Origin of the sequence: Nostoc sp. C052, from assembly GCF_013393905.1 — a bacterium.
Lineage (GTDB): Bacteria > Cyanobacteriota > Cyanobacteriia > Cyanobacteriales > Nostocaceae > Nostoc.
Genome location: NZ_CP040272.1, coordinates 2,116,615 through 2,136,701 on the forward strand (window position 1 = coordinate 2,116,615; position 20,087 = coordinate 2,136,701).

The following is a 20,087-nucleotide window of genomic DNA, read 5'->3' on the forward strand; positions in this document are numbered from 1 at the left end:
CTTTATCAGCCACAAGTAAGTTTGATGAACCATGTAAGATCATATTTAAAGGAGTAATATCATCAAAAAGAATTTTTAATGAGTACAATCAAGAACAAATTAAAGGCTTTAGACAACACTTATTCAATAATGAATTCAATTGTAGTTATGACGCTAGTGTGGATTATTCGGAATATTTCATAGAGGGCTTATTGATTAAGCCATTAGGTTGGATAGAATGGCAAATAACTTCGACAGAATTTTACATTGATGATTTAAAAGATTAAACCATAACAACAACTTCAATTGAGAATAAACGAGCCTTATTTTATCATTACAAGTGTTCTATTTCGATTCTTTTAAGAGGGCGGGCTGGAAAGCCCACCACACAATAATTAACAATCGGATACCTCTTACCCAGTAGCCAAATTCCACGGAATCTGCTGGATAATACCCGATCGAAGTTTTTGCAAAGCATCCTTAAAGCCGATCGCAGCAACTCTGAACAATATAATTTTCATGAAACATTAGGCTCATCAACAGTTTTAATTTCTCGCAAAATTCTTTCGACTTGGTTGACTTTTTCACCTCTATTCTGTTCTTTGAAAATATTTAAAGCTTTTTCTAAAGAAGATAGCGCTTCGTCTTTTTTATTGGTTTGCCACATTGCCAGTGCAAAATTAGTCAACGCCTCGCCATAATTAGGATTAATTTCCAGAGCTTTTTTATATTCAGTAATGGCTTCTTGCCAGCGACTTTGGCTAGCGTAAGCCATACCGATCGCATTGTAAGCTAGAGCATATTTTGGCTGGAGGCGAATGGCTTCTCGATAAACGCTAATTGCTTCTTCTGATTTCTTTTGCTGAAAAAGCGCATTTCCTAGTTGGAAGTGTCCAAAGGCATCTTCTGGGAATTTTTTAATGAATTTACGTAAATTTTCCTCTGCGTCTTTGAAGTCTCCCTGATTATATAAAGCATTAGCTTGTTGTAGCAGCTGCGATCGCTCTGGTGAATCTGCACCTGAAAATTGTGCTAGTTTTTGTGGTTCTTTGTATGTATCCTGTTCTGGCGTATGCAACGAAACTCTTGCAGGAACCGCTAAAACTAATGGTGATATCCCCATTACAGCGAGAATACTCAGCATCATGCAGCTAAAAGGTTGAACAAATGCTGATTTTAGTTTACTCTTCAGCTTCATCGCCTTCAACGCCTCGATAATGTTCTTATTTCCATGATAAAATGTGCCGTGTTAAAGGGCGCACATCTGTGCGCCCCGACAAAATCATTTGGAATTGTATTACGCGCCTTCCCGTAACTTATCCAACACACTCCGATCTTCCAGTGTGGAAGTATCACCAGATACCTCTTGTCCTGCGGCTAAATTCCGCAACAAGCGCCGCATAATCTTACCCGATCGCGTTTTGGGTAAAGCGTCTGTAAAGCGAATTTCTCCGGGACGTGCGATCGCACCTATTTCTTTGACAACGTGCAGTTTGAGTTCTTTAATCAGTTCCTCACTTCCCTGATAAGTGCCTTCTAGAGTCACAAAAGCGACTACTTCTTCGCCCTTAAGTTCATCCGGTTTACCCACTACCGCCGCTTCTGCAACTGCTGGATGCGAAACTAAGGCTGATTCTACTTCCATTGTACCAAGTCGGTGTCCTGAGACATTCAGTACATCATCCACACGACCCATTACCCAGAAGTAGCCATCTTCATCTTGTCTTGCGCCATCACCAGCAAAGTAAATATAGTTACCGTCTTTAGGCGGAATGTGTTCCCAATAGGTGCGGCGGAAGCGTTCTGGATCGCCGTAGACTGTTCGCATCATTCCTGGCCAAGGATGTCGCACCGCCAGATAACCGCCTTCATTATTGGGTACGGTGTTTCCTTCTAAATCTACGACATCTGCAATAATTCCGGGGAAGGGAAGAGTTGCGGAACCTGGTTTAGTGGGAATTGCCCCTGGTAGTGGTGTAATCATGATACCGCCTGTCTCCGTTTGCCACCAAGTATCCACAATGGGACAGCGATCGCCACCAATTACTTTGTGATACCACATCCAAGCTTCCGGGTTAATCGGTTCGCCGACGGTTCCCAACAAACGCAATGAAGACAGGTTGCGCGCGTTGGGATGGTGTTCACCCATCTTAATAAATGCTCGAATTGCCGTAGGTGCTGTATAAAAAATATTAACGCCGTATTTTTCAATTACATCCCAGAAACAACCAGGATTAGAAGCACGGGGCGCACCTTCATACATCACCGTGGTTGCACCATTGGAAAGGGGGCCGTAAACAATGTAGCTGTGTCCCGTAATCCAACCGACATCAGCAGTACACCAATATACATCTGTGTCTTGCAGGTCGAATATCCACTTGGTGGTAATATGGCTATACAAATTATAACCAGCAGTTGTATGTACTACGCCCTTCGGTTTGCCGGTGCTGCCAGAAGTGTAGAGGACAAACAGCATATCTTCGCTGTCCATCGGTTCGGCGGGACAATCTGCTGATGCACCTTTTTGCAAATCATGCCACCAATGATCGCGTCCGCCCAACTGCATATAAGTTTCTTGTCCAGTGCGCTTGACAACTAGGACGTTTTCGACACTAGGAACAGCACCATCAGCTAAGGCTTTGTCTACCTGTTCTTTGAGAGGAACGATCGCATCTTTGCGCCAACCACCATCAGCTGTGACTACTAGTTTAGCTTGAACATCAATTAAGCGATCGCGCAAAGCTTCGGCACTAAAACCACCAAATACCACACTATGGGGTGCGCCAATTCTGGCACAAGCTAACATCGCGATCGCCGCTTCGGGAATCATTGGCATATAAATACCAACGCGATCGCCTTTTTGTACACCCAGATGCTTCAATACATTGGCGAACTGGCAAACTTCCCGGTGCAGTTGGGAGTATGTAAGAGTACGCGAATCACCTGGTTCTCCTTCCCAAATCAATGCAGCTTTATTTTTGCGCCAAGTAGTGAGATGTCTGTCAAGACAGTTGTAAGAAATATTAATCTTACCACCAACAAACCACTTAGCAAAAGGTGGTTGCCAGTCTAGTACTGTATCCCATTTTTGGAACCATTCTAATTCTGTTCCAGCCAAATCTGCCCAAAATTGCTGCGGATCGGCTTTGGCTTTGTCGTAGAGAAGCTGATAGTCATCCAGACTTTTGATATGGGCATTCTGCGAGAATTCCGAGGCAGGATGAAAGAGGCGATTCTCTTGTAGGATTGATTCAATAGTTGGTTGAGACATGGTTACATTTGCGATCGCTATTGTTACTAAAAACTATTCTTAGCCCAGTTGTGCTATACAGGGTTTAGATTTTCGTTAAGCTGGGTGGAAATTGCCGAGTTATTTAGTTTACATTCATTTTCATCTACCAAAAGCAAGCGTTTAAGAAATGTAAAGAGGTTAGATTGCAACCTATCCACCACGAATGTTGGAAGATGTAAATAGTCTTGACAAACAAAGCCTGAAATTATGACGCTCACTGTTGAAGCTAGCAGCTTGTCTCTCAACGATGTTCATCGGTTTCTCAAACTAGAAAAGCTTTCAAGTGGTTCATTTACAGATTTCTTAACTCTAGAACCACTCTCTGAGTTTGAACAGGACGATTTATTGCGAATCAGAAGCGAGTTTGAACGTTATTTAAGCGCAGGTAAAATATCTGAAGGTTTGGTTAAATTTATAACCATTGCACCACTAATGCGGCTAGCTGGATTTTACGATGTGCCGATTCGGTTGACAATGGAAGATAGCATTGCGATCGCAGTCGAAGATGAAGACAGAAGAATTACTGGGCGGATGGATATTTTAGCAATCAACAATCCTCAAAGTATGATTGCACCGCCTTTTTGGGTTGTAGTAATTGAAACTAAAAATAGTGCAGTTGAAGTAGGTGAGGGTTTACCTCAATTACTCACTTATGCTTTTAAGAGTTTAGACCAACAACCATCAGTTTGGGGTTTGGTAACTAACGGACTGCGTTATCAATTTGTTTATTTAAGAGATGAACAGCAGCCAACGTATCAGTTAATGCCATTATTAAGTCTGAATGAATCTGCCGGTGCAATCGAGTTATTACAAGTTTTCAAAGCTATCTGTAAGTTACCGACTTTTCAGTAAAATGAACCGAAATTGCGGAGCGATCGCTGATGTCTGAACTTGCTACCCTAGAACTCATCTCTGATAATATTTCAGAAGAGGAAGTGATTTTTCCTCCTGGCGATATACTGAGTGACGAACCACCCTTAGAAAGTGACCTACACCGAGAACAAATCGATTTACTGATTCGCCTACTTAAATTGTGGTGGCGAGAACGGCAAGATTTTTATGCATCTGGTAACTTGACGATTTACTATAGTCATAACCAGAAAAAATCAGAGCATTTCCGTGGCCCGGACTTTTTCGTAGTTTTGGGAACCCAGAAAAAAGACCGTAAGAGTTGGGTAGTTTGGCAAGAAGACGGCAAATATCCCAACCTAATTGTGGAAATTTTGTCAAGTTCAACGACAGCAGTCGATAAAGGTTTAAAAAAACAAGTTTACCAAGATACCTTCCGTACACCAGATTATTTCTGGTTTGACCCTGTAACAACCGAACTTCAGGGATTTCATTTAGTTGATGGTAAGTATCAAGAAATCCAAGTAACCACTGATGGACGTTTGTGGAGTCAGCAGTTAGAACTTTATTTGGGAGTTTATGAAGGTAAATTAAGATTCTTCACTACTGAAAATCAATTAATACTATCATCAGAGGAATTGGCTGAACAAGAACGTTTACATGCCCAAAAGGCAGAAGAGCGTGCCCAACAGGCAGAAGAACGCGCCCAACAAGCAGAGCAAGAAATTGCTCGACTGCGGGAGGTTTTACGTACACAGGGCATCGACCTAGAGAATATTTAATGACATCAGGAAATTAACTAAAGACATTTTTGGGTTAAGATTTAGTTGAAAGTGTGTAAAAAAAGAGTTATCTTCTGAAAGTAGGGCATCGTTTGCAAGCACAAGAGATTAAGGATAAGCTAAAGTCCCTTATCGAGCAAGCCTCCTCGGTAGATCATAATTTAGCGAGAAGATTAGATGAAATCAATCGTTGGGTAAAGAACATCAAACCAGGTTCCCTGACTGCAAAACCCTTTGTCATTGCCTTTCTGCTAGAGGTGATTACAGATTCTACAATATGGCTGATCATCAAATCATTACCTTCAGAAGAACAAAAAGCAAAGTTCGAGCTAATGACGCCGATTGAGAGATACTGGTATGGTTATCTCTTTCCCAGATGGATCAATGCAAGTGACTCCAAGTTTTATATTTGGAAACAAAAATTGATGGCAGGCGAATTTAATCAGGTCGATAATGATATCATTAGATCAATAGCCGAAGATATAGTTCAGCGAGAAGGTAGTTTTTGGCAGCGTTATATTGCCGACCTTTCTATGGCAACAGATTTGATTGTTAGTCGTAACAATCAACCACTGTGCATTCAAGTTACAAGTGTTAGTGAAGAACTTAATCATCAAAAGTACGAAGCTTGGCAAAATACACTGCGATCGTGGGAAATCGAGAGAGGGTTGTTCTTAAGCTACAACCCCAAGGATGCTAATTTTGTAAACCAGTTAGTCAACGTGGCCCTGTATAACAGTGATTACCTTTCTGGTGGCAAATATTTAAAATTTTCGTGAAATTTCAGGAATTTGATATTTCAGATTTGTGTTCTAGCCTACATACTTACGTGCTAATTAGAGCTTTTATGGCTAACAAAAGAGAAACTCACTGCAACAATCAAGTAGATACATTTGCTGAAGCTTTAGCAACAGCGCGACAAATGCAGCAGAACTGGTTAACTTATGGAGTTGATTTTGTCAATATTTACGTTGAAGATGTGGATGGAGACTGGCTAGAAACGTGGGGACATGACGAAATATTGGGTAATTTTCAATTAGATGCGATCAAAGAATTTTTGGTAAGTAATGATAGTGTAGCAGTGAAAGTAAGACAGCACTTAGGAGAGCGATCGCTGTTTGATTTTGCAGTAAATTTAGAAGAATCTTGGAGAATTTCTGAAAACCATGACAGGTTATCTGCTGTGAGACACTTGTTAGTTAGTGAAGAAAATAGTGTTGATACAGATTTAGCAAATAGTTTGCTGGTAAAGTTGGCAGATATTCTGTGAGATTTTTAGTTGCGTAGTGGTGAGTAAATTGTGAACTCAAGGGTTTTGATGTTTTATTTTGGTTGCGATTGGGTGGGATATAGGCGATCACTTTTCCAGATAAGCTTTAATAATCTTTGAGATGTGCAATCTTTATAACTGTTAGTAGTAAGGGTTGATCCTGAATTTGATAAATAATGCGGTGGATTGAAGGACTAAACCCAACACTCCAATTAATGTTGGGTAATGCTTATGCTCAAACCAATCTACGTAAGTTAAGATTTGTATAGCTAATACCAAGCGTATTGCAACAGTAATTAGGTTTGACTATTAGTTTCTTCCATTTTTTTTCTGAGACTAAGAGGCCTCATATCAGTCCAAACTTCCTTAATATATTCAAGACACTCTTGCTTGAAACCACTTTTGCCTACATCTTTCCAACCAAGAGGGTTATCTCTGTCGACAGGCCAAATAGAGTATTGTTCTTCGTGATTGACTACGACTTTATAAAGTGTAGTATCTTCTTTTTCTTGTTGATACATTTGTTTCTCCAGTCAATTAATAATGGTTAGTAAAAGTTGTAAGGCTATATCACAATACGCTTGGCTTTGTGAAAAATTGTAGGTTGGGTAAAGCAAAGTGCAATCCAACAAAGCCCTGGAAATGTTGGATTTTATTTCTCAATCCAACCTACACAACTTAAAATTTTTGACACTAACCCAATACGCTTAGGTTATATCATATCCGACTTAATACTTATGTCATTGTAAGCGGAGCATTCAATCGCAAAGGTTTCGGGCTTTTTAAATTTTGTTGCATAGCCAGGTTTATTCGTGCTTACCTACTTATAATCTATTGACTTCTTGATGCTTCTACCTTCACAGGCTCGTAAACAGGAATCTCAAATAGAAGAATATTTTTGCAAAAGTCTATCCATTCGGGAGTTATATTGTCAAAAATCAGATTTTCGTCTTTGAAAATACCATCTGTGACTATATAGTTGTCTTGTAAATATAGAAAATCATCATCAGTTAGCATTCTCTTAACTTCAACTTCCTTACCATCTACTTCTTGCTTTTCTTTCCTCGTATTTTCGGAATTCTCAGTCCATTGGTTAAAATGACGTAATTTTTGAAGTGAGTATGCTTTGCAGTATTTTCCCATTGTTGCCATAGTGTTACCTCATTTAAATTGATTGATTCTTGACTAAACGGCTTACGCGATACTGTTTTACTACTTCTAACTCCATCTCTTTTGCTGAGTTCAATGCACTCATAATCTCACCACAGGCTTCAACTCTGGCTTCATAGACACCTGATGTACTGCTATCAGGCGCGATATAATTAATACAAACTTCTGCCCAATTAGCATCCTGTCCTTCAGCAACTTCTTCTATAGCTACCACTTTTCCTGCTTTCAAATAATCAAGCCAATTCCAGCCAGACTGCATCCAAATTTCGCGCTCAACAATTTGCTCAAATTTGCTTAAACCTGTCCATCCTCGGTAGTATTGACGCAAACCGGAGACTGAACCATTTCGATTGACTAGTAAATCCAATACATCTGGTTCTAAGTGTCCCCATAAGCACCCTTGGGGTAAATCAACTAATGTCGGAGCAAACTGATGACCGCCAAAGTGACTTGTTTGCCATACTCTTAACTTTCCGTGGGAAACAGGAGCATATTCTTTACGTAATCGACGATATATAGGAGTACCAAATCTGCCACAAGTAAGGTCTACTTGAGCATGGGTGCAAACCATTAGTTCGCGAATATGGCTGGTTTCTTGTTGATATCGCTGAAATTGCGATAAATCGTTTGGTTCTTGGATTAACTGCTTGAATATTGCTGTTACTAAAGCAGCAGCTTCGCTGTCTGGAACAACAAACTCGTGTTTCTCAAACTGAGAAAACAGCTTTGCTGGACGATAGTAGTACAACACACGGGTTAAGCCAGGATGAGAGTACTCTCGGTCAGGAGCAATTAGCATTGGTTTCAACTTGACTCCATGCTTAAAAATTAACTCCTCGAATAAACCCATCAATGAACTGAGAGTTGGATTATCCTCAAAGATTTCTTGCGACCAAGGTTGGGGAATTTCCATAATCAACCAATGGTCACAAGTACCTGCTGTACCAATTGGGTCTTCTCCATTACCTTTAGAAACCAATGAGCAAAAACGACAGTCTGTTGTGAGGAGTTTATGAGTATGTTGAGTTTGCATAATATATCCCGTTCTTATTCCTAATGACTCGATTTTGCTAATCAAGAATTTTATTTGGTATTTTTTTGCATTATTACTTACCGTAAGACAAACATATATTACGCTGAATTAGCAACGAACTGCTGTGGCTGTCCTTGGCGCTGACGCTGAGAGAGAATCACCATTTTCAAGCCACTAGCAGGAGGATAGTTAACACCTATAGCCTTCGGCTTTTCCACTCTTGTTTTATCAGCTAAAGCTAATTGATAGCGTGAGAGAATTGTTGCTAATACTAGTTTCATTTCAAAAAGCGCTAATAGCTCACCCGGACAGCGGCGAGCGCCACCACCAAATGGTAGAAATTCATAGGGGGAATATTCTTTTTCTAGAAAGCGCTCTGGTCTGAATTGCTTTGGCTGCGGATATAAATCTTCACGTTGATGAGTTAAATATATGCATCCTCTTACTACTGTACCTGGGTCTAATTTGTAGTCCATTACTTCAATTGGTGATTCTACAAGTCGTGGAAATGTCACAACTTGAGTTGGATAAATTCGTAGGGATTCATTACAAACAGCACTCAGGTATGGTAATGCAATAATTTTTCCGGGTTCTGGCGACTCACCAAGGCTATCAAGTTCTTCTAATAAGCGATCGCGAACACCAGGTGTACTATGAATCCAGTACAAAGACCAACTTATGGCGGTAGCTGACGCATCTTGACCACCAAATAGTAATGATGGAAATAAATCTCGTATGTATTCATAGGTCATTGGTTGACCTGTTTCATCACAAGCAAACACCAATTCTGATAATACGTTGGTAGGTAAAGAGTTTACTTGTTGACGACGTTCTGCAATTTCGGTATGAAGTAGTTTGTCAAATTGTCGTTGTAAATGAAGCCAATATCCCCAAGGACTCCAGCGACCTAAATCTCTCTTGATAACCGGATAGGACAGAGATATATTTAACCAGCGCGACCTAGCATAACTTATTATTTTAGAAAAAAGTTGTCGAAATTGCTCATAACGCTCTCCTTCATGCAGGCCAAATAATAATGGTAAAACTACTTCTAAGGTAATCTTTTGCATTGTCGGGTAAGCCAGAAAAGATTTACCTAAGGTTAGTTGATTCATAACTTTTTCTGTTACCTTACAGATACGCTCCCCATACTCTTGTGTTTGAGTGTGGCGCATAGGTGACATCAATAACTTCCGACGATTTCTGTGACGCAACCCATCTAGTGCCAGCAGTCCGTTATTTCCGACTATTGACTCTCCACCTTGATTCAACTTTCCAGAAGCTATAATCTCTTTAGCATTGGTAAAAATTTGCTTCATTCCTTCTGGATTGCTGACTATTACTAGAGGTGTAGAATCAACCATAATAGTAAAAATGTCGCCGTAGCGATCGCTCATAGTATCCATGAAGCTAAGAGGATCGGTTTCAAATTGACTGAGTAATTGGGGAGAAGTTTTTGGCCCATCAGGTAAATTCATTAGTATTTGTCTGATAAATGTTAAATAATTAGTTAGTTTTAAACTAAGCCTGCAACCAATGGTTGTGACTGTCTTTGATTTTGACGCCGACCACGCATGACCATCTTCACGCCACTAGCTGGATAACAAATCAGACCTCCAAATTTGGGACGTTCTGGGCGCTGACTGACTAGTTCTAATTCATAATGTGAAAGAATAGTTGCTAATACAAGTTTCATTTCAAATAGGGCAAAAGTCCCGCCAATACACACACGAGAACCGCCACCAAATGGGAGAAATTCGTAGGGAGAAAATTGTTTTTCTAAAAAGCGTTCTGGCTGAAATTCTTTTGGATTGGGGTATAAATCTTCGCGCTGATGTGTGGAATAAATATTACCAATAATTACTATACCGGGATTCAACTTGTAGCCCATCACCTCAACGGTCGATTCTACCAATCTGGGAAATGTAAACAACTGAGTTGGATAAATTCGCAAAGCTTCGTGACAAACAGCACTTAGATAAGGTAATGTGACAAGGTGCATGGGGTCTGGGTTTTCACCAAGACTATCGAGTTCTTCCAGCAGACGCGATCGCACGGATGGTAAATGGTGAATCCAGTACAAAGACCAAGCGATCGCGGTTCCTGAAGCATCACCCGCCGCAAATATAGGTGATAATAGGAGGTCGCGCACCTCTTCATCACTTAATGTTTCGCCTGATTCATCACTAGCAAATATCAAATCTGAAAGTATATCAGTGCGTGAAGAATCTGCTTGCGATCGTCGTTCCTCAATCTCACTGGATAGCAATTTAAAAAGTTGTTGTCGTAAATAAAGGCGATATCCTTGTGGACTCCATCGACCTAAATTCTGTTGTCCAAAAATGTTTTTAAGAATCTTGTCTATAGAAGACTGTCCTATTCTGAGCGCAGACACAAATAAATGTTTGATTTTGTCATAGCGCTCTCCTTTATCTAAACCCATTATAACTTCTAGACCTACTCGCAAGGTAATATCTTCAACAATCGGGTATGCAGCAAAAGGTTTTCCAACCACCTGTTTACTCATAATCTTTTCTGTGAGTTCGCAGATACGTTGTCCACAAACCTGCATCCGTGTTCCATGAAAACCCTGCATTAATAATTTGCGTCGATTTTTGTGAATTAAGCCATCCAGTTGCAGAACTCCTTGATTTCCGGTCATCAAGGCAAAATCTTGGTTTAACTCACCTCTAGCTACAATTTCTTTTGTATTTGTAAAAACCTCCTTTATTCCTGAGGAATTACTGATATAAATTATTGGTGTAGGGTCAGAGATTAAAGTAACAATATCACCGTAACGTTTGAAAATAGCATCCATATAACCAAAGGGATCTGCCTCAAATAGCAGATTTAGCAGCCATAAGGGTGTTTTCGGTTTTGGGGGTAGTTTCATGAGTCTTTTTTACTCCCTTGATTGATATTGCACACAGAATTATCGATACAATTTCTTAGATGTTTAGTTAATTCTTGAATATGAGGTTCAACGAAAATCGAGAAATGATCGCCAGGAACTTCAATTGCTTGAATAGGTTGAGTAGAATATTTACCCCAGCCTAGTAAGGGGTCATCAGTACTCCATTCTGGGTTGTCAAAGTCATGAATAATCTCTTCCTTAGCTCTAAATAGAGTTATAGACTCAGGATAAACCTGGGGAACATAATTTCGCATGGCTTGGACATGGGCTTTGAAAAGTTTGTAATAGTGGAGAAAATTTTCAACTTCTGTATCGCTAAAGATAAAGTTTGCTTTTTTATTTACTAAATGAAATTGCTCATTTAGTGGCAAATCTCGAAGTTCTTCAAAAGGAATCGAAAAATCGATATTATTATTGGTTTTTATCGATTCTGCCATGCGGAGTAAGAATTTTGCATCGTCATCTTTTCTAGGTTCAATAGGTGTTTCTGATAGTATGGTATCGATAACAACTAACAAACCTACTTTTTGACCTTGCTTTTGCAATTGCTGCGCTATTTCAAAAGCAAGTACACCACCATAACAATGACCGCCTAAAAGATAAGGGCCATTTGGTTGTACTTGACGAATTTCTTTGAGGTAGCGAGTTGCCATTTCCTCGACTGAAATTATTTCAGGTATATCTTGCTCTAGGGTATGTTCTAATGCATAAAATGGATAGTCTTCACCAAGCCTTCTAGACAAGATAAAATAGTTATTAATACCGCCGCCAGCCCCATGCATACAGAAGAAAGGTATTTTGGAACCAGAAGAGTTAATTGCTACTAAAGGAGAATTAGAACTCTCACGGGATGGCTGACTAACAATAATCGCTAATTTTTCAATTGTTGGGTTTTCAAAAAGAGTAGATAAGGTAAGATTATACTCAAATTTATCGTGAATTTGAGCCATTAAGCGTACAGCTAAAAATGAGTGTCCACCCAAGTCAAAGAAGTTATCTGTTACCCCGATAGGGCTAGTATTTAAGAGCTTTTCCCAAAGTTTTACTAATGATAATTCTGTAAAATTCCGAGGAGCTACAAAGGATTTAGTAGTATTTATTGGCAGAACTTCATCAGTTGTTAGAGAACGCTTGTCTACTTTACCATTAGGTGTTAGTGGCAGTGCATCCAATACAACGAAAGCAGATGGCAGCATATAATTAGGCAATTTCTGTTGCAGATATAGCAACAGTTGTACAGCTATATCCTGTTTCTGTGTGACAATATACGCAATCAAACGCTGATTTTCTTGAGCATCATCGCTAGCAATGACAACGGATTCTTGCACATCTGGGTATTGTGCGATCGCAGTTGCAATTTCACTCAATTCTACTCGAAAACCTCTAATTTTGACTTGTTCATCTTGGCGACCTAGATACTCTAGATTTCCATCATTGAGTTGACGTACAAAATCACCTGTTTTATAAAGTTTGCTTTTGGGAATAAAGGGGTGATTAATAAAACGGTCTTGAGTTAATTCTGGACGGTTTAAATAACCCTTCGCTAATCCATCACCACCGATATAAAGTTCACCAACAACTCCTATAGGTGTGGGTTGTAAATCGCGATTTAACACATAGACTTGAGTGTTATCAATCGGACGACCAATAAAGACACTATTTGCTCGATCTGACAATAAACTGGTGTCATAATAAGTAGCGTTGGCGGAAACTTCCGATGAGCCATAAAGGTTAATTAGTTTTGCAAATGGCATCAACTCTCGGAAAGTTTGAACTAACTTAACAGACAGTGCTTCCCCACTGGTTATCCAGAGTTTTAGCGACGATAATTTATTGATTAGATGACTGTAATTATCCAGAAGTAAACGCAGTAGTGATGGTACAAGTACAATGCGAGTAACTTTGTGATGCGCCAAAGCATCTATAAATAACTGCGGGTCTAATACAGTCGCATTGCTAATAATTACTGTGGGGATTCCTTGAAGTAAAGGGGCAAAAATCTCCCATACAGAATCGACAAAGCTAATAGCTGTTTTCTGACAACAAACTTCTTCTGGGGTAAAAGGATAAATTTTCCATAACCAGTGTAAGCCGTTTACTGTACCGCCATGAGTGCCAAGAACACCTTTAGGAGTTCCAGTTGAGCCAGAAGTGTAGATAATATAGGCGAGATTATCAGCTTGTGATATGCTAATCGGGTTTTCTAGATTTTGTTGAGCAATTTCGTCTTGCTGGATATCTAAGCAAACAGTTTTATCCGCAGATAATGATAGTTTCTCTAATATTTCCTGATGACTAATTAATACTGAAGCTTGAGAATCAGAGAGCATAAAATTCAGACGCTCAACTGGATAACTTGGATCAAGGGGAATATATGCACCGCCAGCTTTGAGGATAGCTAAAATTCCCACCACCATGTCTACAGAGCGTTCTAGACATAGAGCAACTAACGTTTCTTTTGTTACACCCTGTTTTTGTAAATAATGTGCAAGCTGATTAACTCTGTGGTTAAGTTGACGATAAGTCAGTTCCTCAGATTGGCTAATTAATGCTAAAGAATCAGGTGTTAGTTGAACTTGCTGCTCAAATAATTGATGCAGAGATACATCTTGAGGATAATCTGTACGAGTTGGATTGAATTTCAATAATAGTTGTTCTTGTTCAGAAGCAGTTAATAGCGATAACTCACTCAGCCGCTTCTCTGGACTTACAACGATATTTTCCAATAAAGTTTGGAAATTGTTGATAAATTGGGTAATCGTTGTTGAATCAAAAATATCTGTATTGTACTCCAAACACCCTGTTAATCCCTCTTCAGATTCAGACATTGAGAGGAAAATATCTAGTTGGGCTGTACCACTATCAAACTCTAAAGTCCGCAAGGTTAACCCAAATACTTCTTGCACATTTGTTGGAGTATTTTGCAACACAAACATGACTTCATAAAGTGGATTTCGGCTTAAGTCACGTTCGGGGTGCAATTCTTCTACAAGCATTTCAAAGGGTAAATCTTGATGTGCATAAGCATCAATAGTCACCTCACGGACTCGATGTAGAAGTTCGCGAAAACTAGGATTACCACTCAGGTTATTACGTAATACCAAAGTATTAACAAATAAACCCAGCATCCCTTCTAATTCGGCTCGGTTGCGGTTCGCAATGGGAGAACCAATTAAGATATCTTCTTGGTCTGTGTAGCGATATAATAATATGTTAAATGCTGCCAGCAAACTCATGAATAAAGTAGTATCTGCTTGCTGGCTTAATTGTCTCAATGCTTCAGTCAAAGATTTTGAGAATGTAAAATATTGCTTGGCACCAGCAAAAGTTGTGACGCTAGGTCGTGGATGATCTGTGGGTAACTGTAGTGTAGGTAGTTCACCACTGAGTTGTTGTTTCCAATAATTTAATTGGGTTGCGAGGAATTCACCTTCAAGGCGATCGCGCTGCCAAATTGCAAAATCTGCATACTGAATAAGGAGTTTGGGTAAAGGGGAAGGTTGATTTGTAGAGAAAACAGCGTACAGCGTTGACAACTCGCGCAGGAATACACCACAAGACCATCCATCGGTAATAATGTGGTGCATAGTAACAAGTAAAACGTGTTCTTCTTCACTCAAGCGCAGTAAAGTTACTCTAACTAAAAGTCCTTTAGCTAAATTAAAAGGTTTATTTGCGGACTCTGCTACAAGTTGTTTAACCTCAAATTCCCAATTTTTACCAGATAAATGCTCAAGATTAATAATAGGTAAATCCCAAGTGAATTGAGGTGCAATCTCCTGTACTGGCTCTCCATTTACAAGTACAAAATTTGTCCGCCAAACTTCATGACGCTTGATAATTTCATTCAGACTTTGCTGAAGTGTTGTAATATTAAGTTTTCCTTTGATATAAAAAGCGATAGGAATATTGTAGAAAGAACTCCCATGATAAAGTTGGTCAATAAACCATAGCCTTTGTTGAGAGAAAGATAAAGGAATATTCTGAAATATTTGACGTTTTGGAATAGTATTAGCTTGAAATTTTCCTCCCTTCCATTTTTTTAGAAGGGCTTTCTTCGCAGGTGATAAATTAGAGTATGGCTTATCCATTGTTAATGATTATTTATGAATTATTTAGCTGGCTTACCGCCAGATATCAGTATTAAAAATTAGAAATTATTTAAAAAAACTGCTACTTCTTCTTCAGATAATTCTTCTATTTTTGCTAACATCAGTTCTTCAATCATTTCTGCTTGTTTCGCTGGTATCATAACTTGTAATAAAAGGTCACGCAGCGGTAAATCTACAGGAAATTTCGATCGCAATCTAGAAACTAGTTGAGTCGCAATGAGGGAGTCTCCTCCTAACTCATAAAAATTATCGTAAATCCCAACTTCTGTAAGTCTAAGTACCTCTTGCCATATTTCCGTAATTTGTTTTTCTAACTCATTACTCGGAGCAACGTAGGCATTACTCAGCTTAGGTCTAGAGTAGCGTGAAGATAACTCTAGCTGATTGAAAGATTTTGAATCTGCTAGAGAAGCAAGGTTAAGTAGATGATCATTTCTTGACTTAATATCTACTGTAGAAACAACAATCTGAGTACCTTTATCTAAAGCAAATATGCGTTTAAATACTTCTACAACTTCTTTTGAATTAATGGTTGAATCTGCGCCAGATATTTGTTCAAGTATTTTTTGATTCTGGGCTATATTTATCTGTAATTTATCCCAGTTGACAATATACCACGGCAAAGAACTATTTTGGTTGTGTCGGTTAGTAAAGGTATCTATGAAATGATTGGCTGCTGAATATAATCCTAACCCAAAACCTCCTAGAATGGAAGACAAAGAAGAGAAAATGATACAAAAGTCTAGATTTATATTCTGTAATATCTTTTCTAAGATAGTAATCTGATTAAGTTGAAAATTAAATAATTCTTCTGATTCTATGCTATCAATTTCTGGAACTGAGCAAAATAAATTTTCACGGTTTATTCCACTTGAATAAATAACCCCGTTAATTTGACCAAGATTCTCAGATGATAAGCTTTGATGAATTTGTTTATCATCAGTTGTGTCTACACGGATTACTAAAACTTGAGTAGCTGATTTCTCTAATGCTAGGAATTTTTGAATTTTGCAACTCACCTCATCTTGTTGAGTGTGAGTTTCCAGCCAGTGCAAAAAATTATCCTTTTCAGGGAAATCTAAATCTTCAATAAATATCAGTTTTGCTTGTAGATTTGTTGCTAAATATTCTGCAATTACAACTTCAATACTTTCTAACCCACCAGGAAACAAGTAAACACCCTGTTTTTTCAATGGTGTTTTTTCTTGATCTACTGACTCTAAGTGAATTGGCTCAAATGTTTGTACCCAACGATAGGAATCGCGATAAGCAACAACTAAGTCTGAAGATACAGCCGTTAACTCACTTAAAAGTTGGTCAATAATAATATTGTTATAACTTTCTCTATTATCTGTATTTTGGCGATTTGTTAAATCAATATCGATACACCGAAAGTTAATATTAGGATACTCTTGCGGAATTACTTTACATAAACCTAATATTGCCGCTTTCTTTGGGTCTAGTTTTTCATTTCCATTCACTTCTTGAGTGTTGTTAGATATAACCAAAATTTGGAAGCGATTATTGCTAATTTTTAAACGCCCAAGGCTCTGCGTTAAAAATAGCAAACTGCTAAATTCTAAATATTCTCTATTTTGACGATTTTCAAGCTCATTTACACTCCATAAGTAAGCAACATTTTGAATATTTTTACCCGATGTAATAAGTTCTTGAAACAAGGTATCATAGTCTTCATGTCTATATGGGTTAATTGTATAAGTACCAACACTTAGCTGACCAAAATGCTCTCCCTGCTTAACAGTAATGACATTTTTTCCTTGATTTTTGAGTAGATTAACTAATTTTTCTCCGACTCCATACTCATCAACAAAAAACAGCCATTTTTCTTGTACCGTTTCTATTTGAGCAGAGGATGCACAAAGCAGCAAAGAGCGTTTCCATGACGGAATATAAAACCAGTCGGCAATATCTTGTTTACGATCTAATTTTGCTGACTTTTTATTTAAAGAAGCTAATGAAGATTTAGGTTCAATCCAGTATTTTTCCCGCTCAAAAGGATAAGTGGGTAAAGGCAGACGATGACGTTGCTCGTGGGTATAAAATCCAGACCAATCTATTTCTACCCCAAAAAGCCACAAGCGACCTAATGTCTGCAACAAAAAGCTAACATCTGATACTTGTTCTTTAACATGGCGTAAGGAAGTTAGCACCTGTTGTTTGGCATTTTTATCTAAATGCTGTGTTGTCAAAGTACTTAATGTTCGCCCTGGTCCCACCTCTAGAAAAACACCTGCAAACTGCTTTAATAGTTGAGATATTCCATCAGAAAATCTCACAGTTTGGCGTAAATGTTGACTCCAATAGGTGGGATTTGTCGCTTGAACATCTGTAATCCAACTACCAGTGACATTAGAAATAAAGCGTATCTGAGGAGGATGCAGTTTAACTTTTTTTACCAACTGCACAAACTCTTCTAATATTGGCTCCATCATCACAGAATGGAACCCATGAGATGTATGCAATAGCCGACATTCAATTCCTTGAGAAATTAATTGCTCCTGGAGTGTTGTGATCGCTCCAGTTGTTCCAGAAACTACGCATGAAGAGGGACTGTTAATAACCGCGATTTCTAGAGAATTTTTCGGCAAAGTCTCTACATTCAATAGCAACTGCACATGGTTTGCTGCAAGTGGAATTGCCAGCATACTTCCTGGAGGTAACTGCTGCATTAGTTTTCCTCTTTTGGCCACAACTGCTAAAGCATCTTCTAAGGAAAACACACCTGCGATCGCAGCTGCTACATATTCCCCAATGCTATGACCAATCATTGCTTGTGGATGTACTCCCCAAGACATCAATAACTGAGCTAGAGCATATTCGGTGACAAATAATGCTGATTGGGTGAGCGCTGTTTGTTGTAGCTGTTGGGTAGCTGCTTCAATTTCTTCTGGTTTTGGAAACAGAATATGACGAATATCAAGATTAAGATGAGGTTGTAAAACCTCAGCACAAGTATCTACATATTTTTTATATGTCGGTTCAATTTCATACAGTTCTCTACCCATGTTGACATATTGTGACCCTTGTCCTGAAAACATGAAGATGACTGGCTGTTCTCTATGCTCTTGGCATACAGTAAAAATCCGTTCCTGCTCCTGTGTTTCTAAAACGCTGACAGCATCTTTAACACTTTGGCACACCAAAATCCGACGATGGTTAAAAGCTCTACGACCCACTTTTAAAGTGTGAGCTACATTAGCTAAATTTATCTCTGGATATTGTTTTAAATAGTCAACCAGATTTGTAGTTGCAGTTTTAAGTGCAGAATCAGTTTTTGCTGATAATAATAGCAATTGCCAAGGTCTAGAATCATTAAAATATTTAATTTCAGGTGCTTCTTCCAGAATTATATGGGCATTAGTTCCACCAAAACCTAAAGAACTAACTCCGGCTCTACGGGGAGTATTGTTCGTTTTCCAATCGGTAAGTTTAGTATTAACGTAAAAGGGACTGTTTGCAAAATCAATCTCAGGATTGGGCACTTCAAAATTCAGGCTAGGGGGTATTTTTTTATGTTTCAATGCTAAAACAGTTTTGATCAGACTTGCTACACCTGCTGCTGTATCTAGATGTCCAATATTTGGTTTTACTGAACCGATAGCGCAGAAACCATTTCTCTGTGTAAAAGCACGAAAAGCTTTAGTCAGCGCCGCAATTTCTATTGGATCTCCGGCAGCTGTTCCAGTTCCATGAGTTTCTATATAAGAAATATCATCAGCATGGATTCCAGCATTTGCTAGAGCTTCCACAATAACTTCAGCTTGTCCATTTACACTAGGCGCTGTATAGCTAACTTTCAAGGAACCATCATTGTTGATTGCTGAACCTTTAATAACTGCATGAATATAATCTCTATCTGCTATGGCATCTTTTAATCTTTTCAAAACGACGATTCCAAGTCCACTACCAAAAACAGTACCCTGTGCTTTAGCATCGAAGGCTCGACAATGACCATCAGGAGATAAAATTCCGTCCTCTTCATAGAAATAACCTGATTTTTGTGGGACTAAAACTGTAACCCCGCCAGCTAAAGTAATATCACACTCTTCATCAAGTAGACTCTTGCAGGCTAAATGTATAGCAACTAATGAAGTAGAGCAATAAGTTTGGATACCTACACTTGGGCCTTTTAAATTTAATTTATACGAAATATTTGTAGCTAAGAAATCTTTATTAAGACTATACTTATTGGAAATATTTAGTAAGTCAATATTTTCGTATATATTGTTAAAAAAGTAACTATTTGTGCTTACACCAGCATAAACCCCAATCAAACCATTGTATGTTTCTGGATCGTATCCAGCATTTTCAAGAGCTTCCCAAGCAGACTCCATGAAGAGGCGATGTTGGGGATCAATAATTTCAGCTTCTTTAGGACTGTAACCAAAGAACCTAGCATCAAAATACTTGATGCCCTCTAATATAGGTGCTGCTTTAACATAATTTGGATTGTTTAAAACTTCTTCTTCAATATTTAAATCTGCTAATTCATGATTGGATAAAAAGGAAATAGACTCAACTCCATTTTGGAGATTATACCAAAAAGCATCAATATTATTGGCACTGGGAAAACGGCCAGAAATTCCTACTATTGCTATATCTAGATTTGCTGTTTCTTCTTGTATTATCTTGGCATTAATCATTTTATTAACAAGATAAATTATC

At 38.6% G+C, this 20,087-nt stretch carries 13 protein-coding genes; 4 read left to right on the forward strand and 9 right to left on the reverse strand.

Annotation, left to right across the window (positions count from 1 at the left end):
- Positions 1-496 precede the first annotated feature (496 nt).
- Together FD723_RS08440 and acs are read right to left on the reverse strand one after the other, a co-directional pair.
- Complete coding sequence (locus FD723_RS08440) at positions 497-1,177, reverse strand: tetratricopeptide repeat protein (protein WP_179064927.1); 681 nt, start codon at positions 1,175-1,177, stop codon at positions 497-499.
- 99 nt (positions 1,178-1,276) lie between these two features.
- Positions 1,277-3,250 (reverse strand): acetate--CoA ligase, encoded by a 1,974-nt coding sequence (gene acs, locus FD723_RS08445; protein ID WP_179064928.1) that lies wholly within the window; start codon positions 3,248-3,250, stop codon positions 1,277-1,279.
- A gap of 228 nt (positions 3,251-3,478) precedes the next feature.
- Here acs and FD723_RS08450 point away from each other — a divergent pair, with 228 nt between their 5' ends.
- The 4 genes from FD723_RS08450 (at position 3,479) to FD723_RS08465 (ending at position 6,172) form a co-directional block, all read left to right on the forward strand.
- Positions 3,479-4,123 (forward strand): restriction endonuclease subunit R, encoded by a 645-nt coding sequence (locus tag FD723_RS08450; RefSeq protein ID WP_179064929.1) that lies wholly within the window; start codon positions 3,479-3,481, stop codon positions 4,121-4,123.
- A gap of 29 nt (positions 4,124-4,152) precedes the next feature.
- Entirely contained in the window at positions 4,153-4,902 is a 750-nt protein-coding gene (locus tag FD723_RS08455; protein WP_179064930.1) for a Uma2 family endonuclease, read from the forward strand.
- Positions 4,903-4,994: 92 nt separating this feature from the next.
- Positions 4,995-5,681: a hypothetical protein gene (locus tag FD723_RS08460; protein WP_179064931.1), complete on the forward strand. Its 687-nt coding sequence runs from the start codon at positions 4,995-4,997 to the stop codon at positions 5,679-5,681.
- A gap of 68 nt (positions 5,682-5,749) precedes the next feature.
- A complete protein-coding gene (locus FD723_RS08465; protein WP_179064932.1) occupies positions 5,750-6,172 on the forward strand; it encodes a hypothetical protein in 423 nt (140 codons plus the stop codon).
- Between the two features lie 296 nt (positions 6,173-6,468).
- Here FD723_RS08465 and FD723_RS08470 read toward each other — a convergent pair whose 3' ends face one another.
- From FD723_RS08470 to FD723_RS08500, 7 genes are all read right to left on the reverse strand, one after another.
- Positions 6,469-6,693 (reverse strand): MbtH family protein, encoded by a 225-nt coding sequence (locus FD723_RS08470; RefSeq protein WP_179064933.1) that lies wholly within the window; start codon positions 6,691-6,693, stop codon positions 6,469-6,471.
- A 310-nt stretch (positions 6,694-7,003) separates the two neighbouring features.
- Entirely contained in the window at positions 7,004-7,324 is a 321-nt protein-coding gene (locus FD723_RS08475) for a hypothetical protein (RefSeq protein ID WP_179064934.1), read from the reverse strand.
- 13 nt (positions 7,325-7,337) lie between these two features.
- Entirely contained in the window at positions 7,338-8,375 is a 1,038-nt protein-coding gene (locus tag FD723_RS08480) for a sucrase ferredoxin (protein ID WP_179064935.1), read from the reverse strand.
- Positions 8,376-8,473: 98 nt separating this feature from the next.
- Positions 8,474-9,853: a cytochrome P450 gene (locus FD723_RS08485; protein WP_179064936.1), complete on the reverse strand. Its 1,380-nt coding sequence runs from the start codon at positions 9,851-9,853 to the stop codon at positions 8,474-8,476.
- A 38-nt stretch (positions 9,854-9,891) separates the two neighbouring features.
- Complete coding sequence (locus FD723_RS08490) at positions 9,892-11,268, reverse strand: cytochrome P450 (RefSeq protein ID WP_179064937.1); 1,377 nt, start codon at positions 11,266-11,268, stop codon at positions 9,892-9,894.
- Positions 11,265-15,380: a non-ribosomal peptide synthetase gene (locus tag FD723_RS08495; RefSeq protein WP_179064938.1), complete on the reverse strand. Its 4,116-nt coding sequence runs from the start codon at positions 15,378-15,380 to the stop codon at positions 11,265-11,267. The genes FD723_RS08490 and FD723_RS08495 overlap by 4 nt, the downstream gene beginning before the upstream one ends.
- A 59-nt stretch (positions 15,381-15,439) precedes the next feature.
- Complete coding sequence (locus FD723_RS08500; protein WP_179064939.1) at positions 15,440-20,065, reverse strand: type I polyketide synthase; 4,626 nt, start codon at positions 20,063-20,065, stop codon at positions 15,440-15,442.
- Between the last annotated feature and the right edge of the window lie 22 nt (positions 20,066-20,087).

What these genes read in the sequence shown, in the direction of transcription:
- FD723_RS08440 (WP_179064927.1), bottom strand. Translation starts at nt 1,177, where the DNA reads ATGAAGCTGAAGAGTAAACTAAAATCAGCATTTGTTCAACCTTTTAGC.
- acs (WP_179064928.1), bottom strand. Translation starts at nt 3,250, where the DNA reads ATGTCTCAACCAACTATTGAATCAATCCTACAAGAGAATCGCCTCTTT.
- FD723_RS08450 (WP_179064929.1), top strand. Translation starts at nt 3,479, where the DNA reads ATGACGCTCACTGTTGAAGCTAGCAGCTTGTCTCTCAACGATGTTCAT.
- FD723_RS08455 (WP_179064930.1), top strand. Translation starts at nt 4,153, where the DNA reads ATGTCTGAACTTGCTACCCTAGAACTCATCTCTGATAATATTTCAGAA.
- FD723_RS08465 (WP_179064932.1), top strand. Translation starts at nt 5,750, where the DNA reads ATGGCTAACAAAAGAGAAACTCACTGCAACAATCAAGTAGATACATTT.
- FD723_RS08470 (WP_179064933.1), bottom strand. Translation starts at nt 6,693, where the DNA reads ATGTATCAACAAGAAAAAGAAGATACTACACTTTATAAAGTCGTAGTC.
- FD723_RS08475 (WP_179064934.1), bottom strand. Translation starts at nt 7,324, where the DNA reads ATGGCAACAATGGGAAAATACTGCAAAGCATACTCACTTCAAAAATTA.
- FD723_RS08480 (WP_179064935.1), bottom strand. Translation starts at nt 8,375, where the DNA reads ATGCAAACTCAACATACTCATAAACTCCTCACAACAGACTGTCGTTTT.
- FD723_RS08485 (WP_179064936.1), bottom strand. Translation starts at nt 9,853, where the DNA reads ATGAATTTACCTGATGGGCCAAAAACTTCTCCCCAATTACTCAGTCAA.
- FD723_RS08490 (WP_179064937.1), bottom strand. Translation starts at nt 11,268, where the DNA reads ATGAAACTACCCCCAAAACCGAAAACACCCTTATGGCTGCTAAATCTG.
- FD723_RS08495 (WP_179064938.1), bottom strand. Translation starts at nt 15,380, where the DNA reads ATGGATAAGCCATACTCTAATTTATCACCTGCGAAGAAAGCCCTTCTA.
- FD723_RS08500 (WP_179064939.1), bottom strand. Translation starts at nt 20,065, where the DNA reads ATGATTAATGCCAAGATAATACAAGAAGAAACAGCAAATCTAGATATA.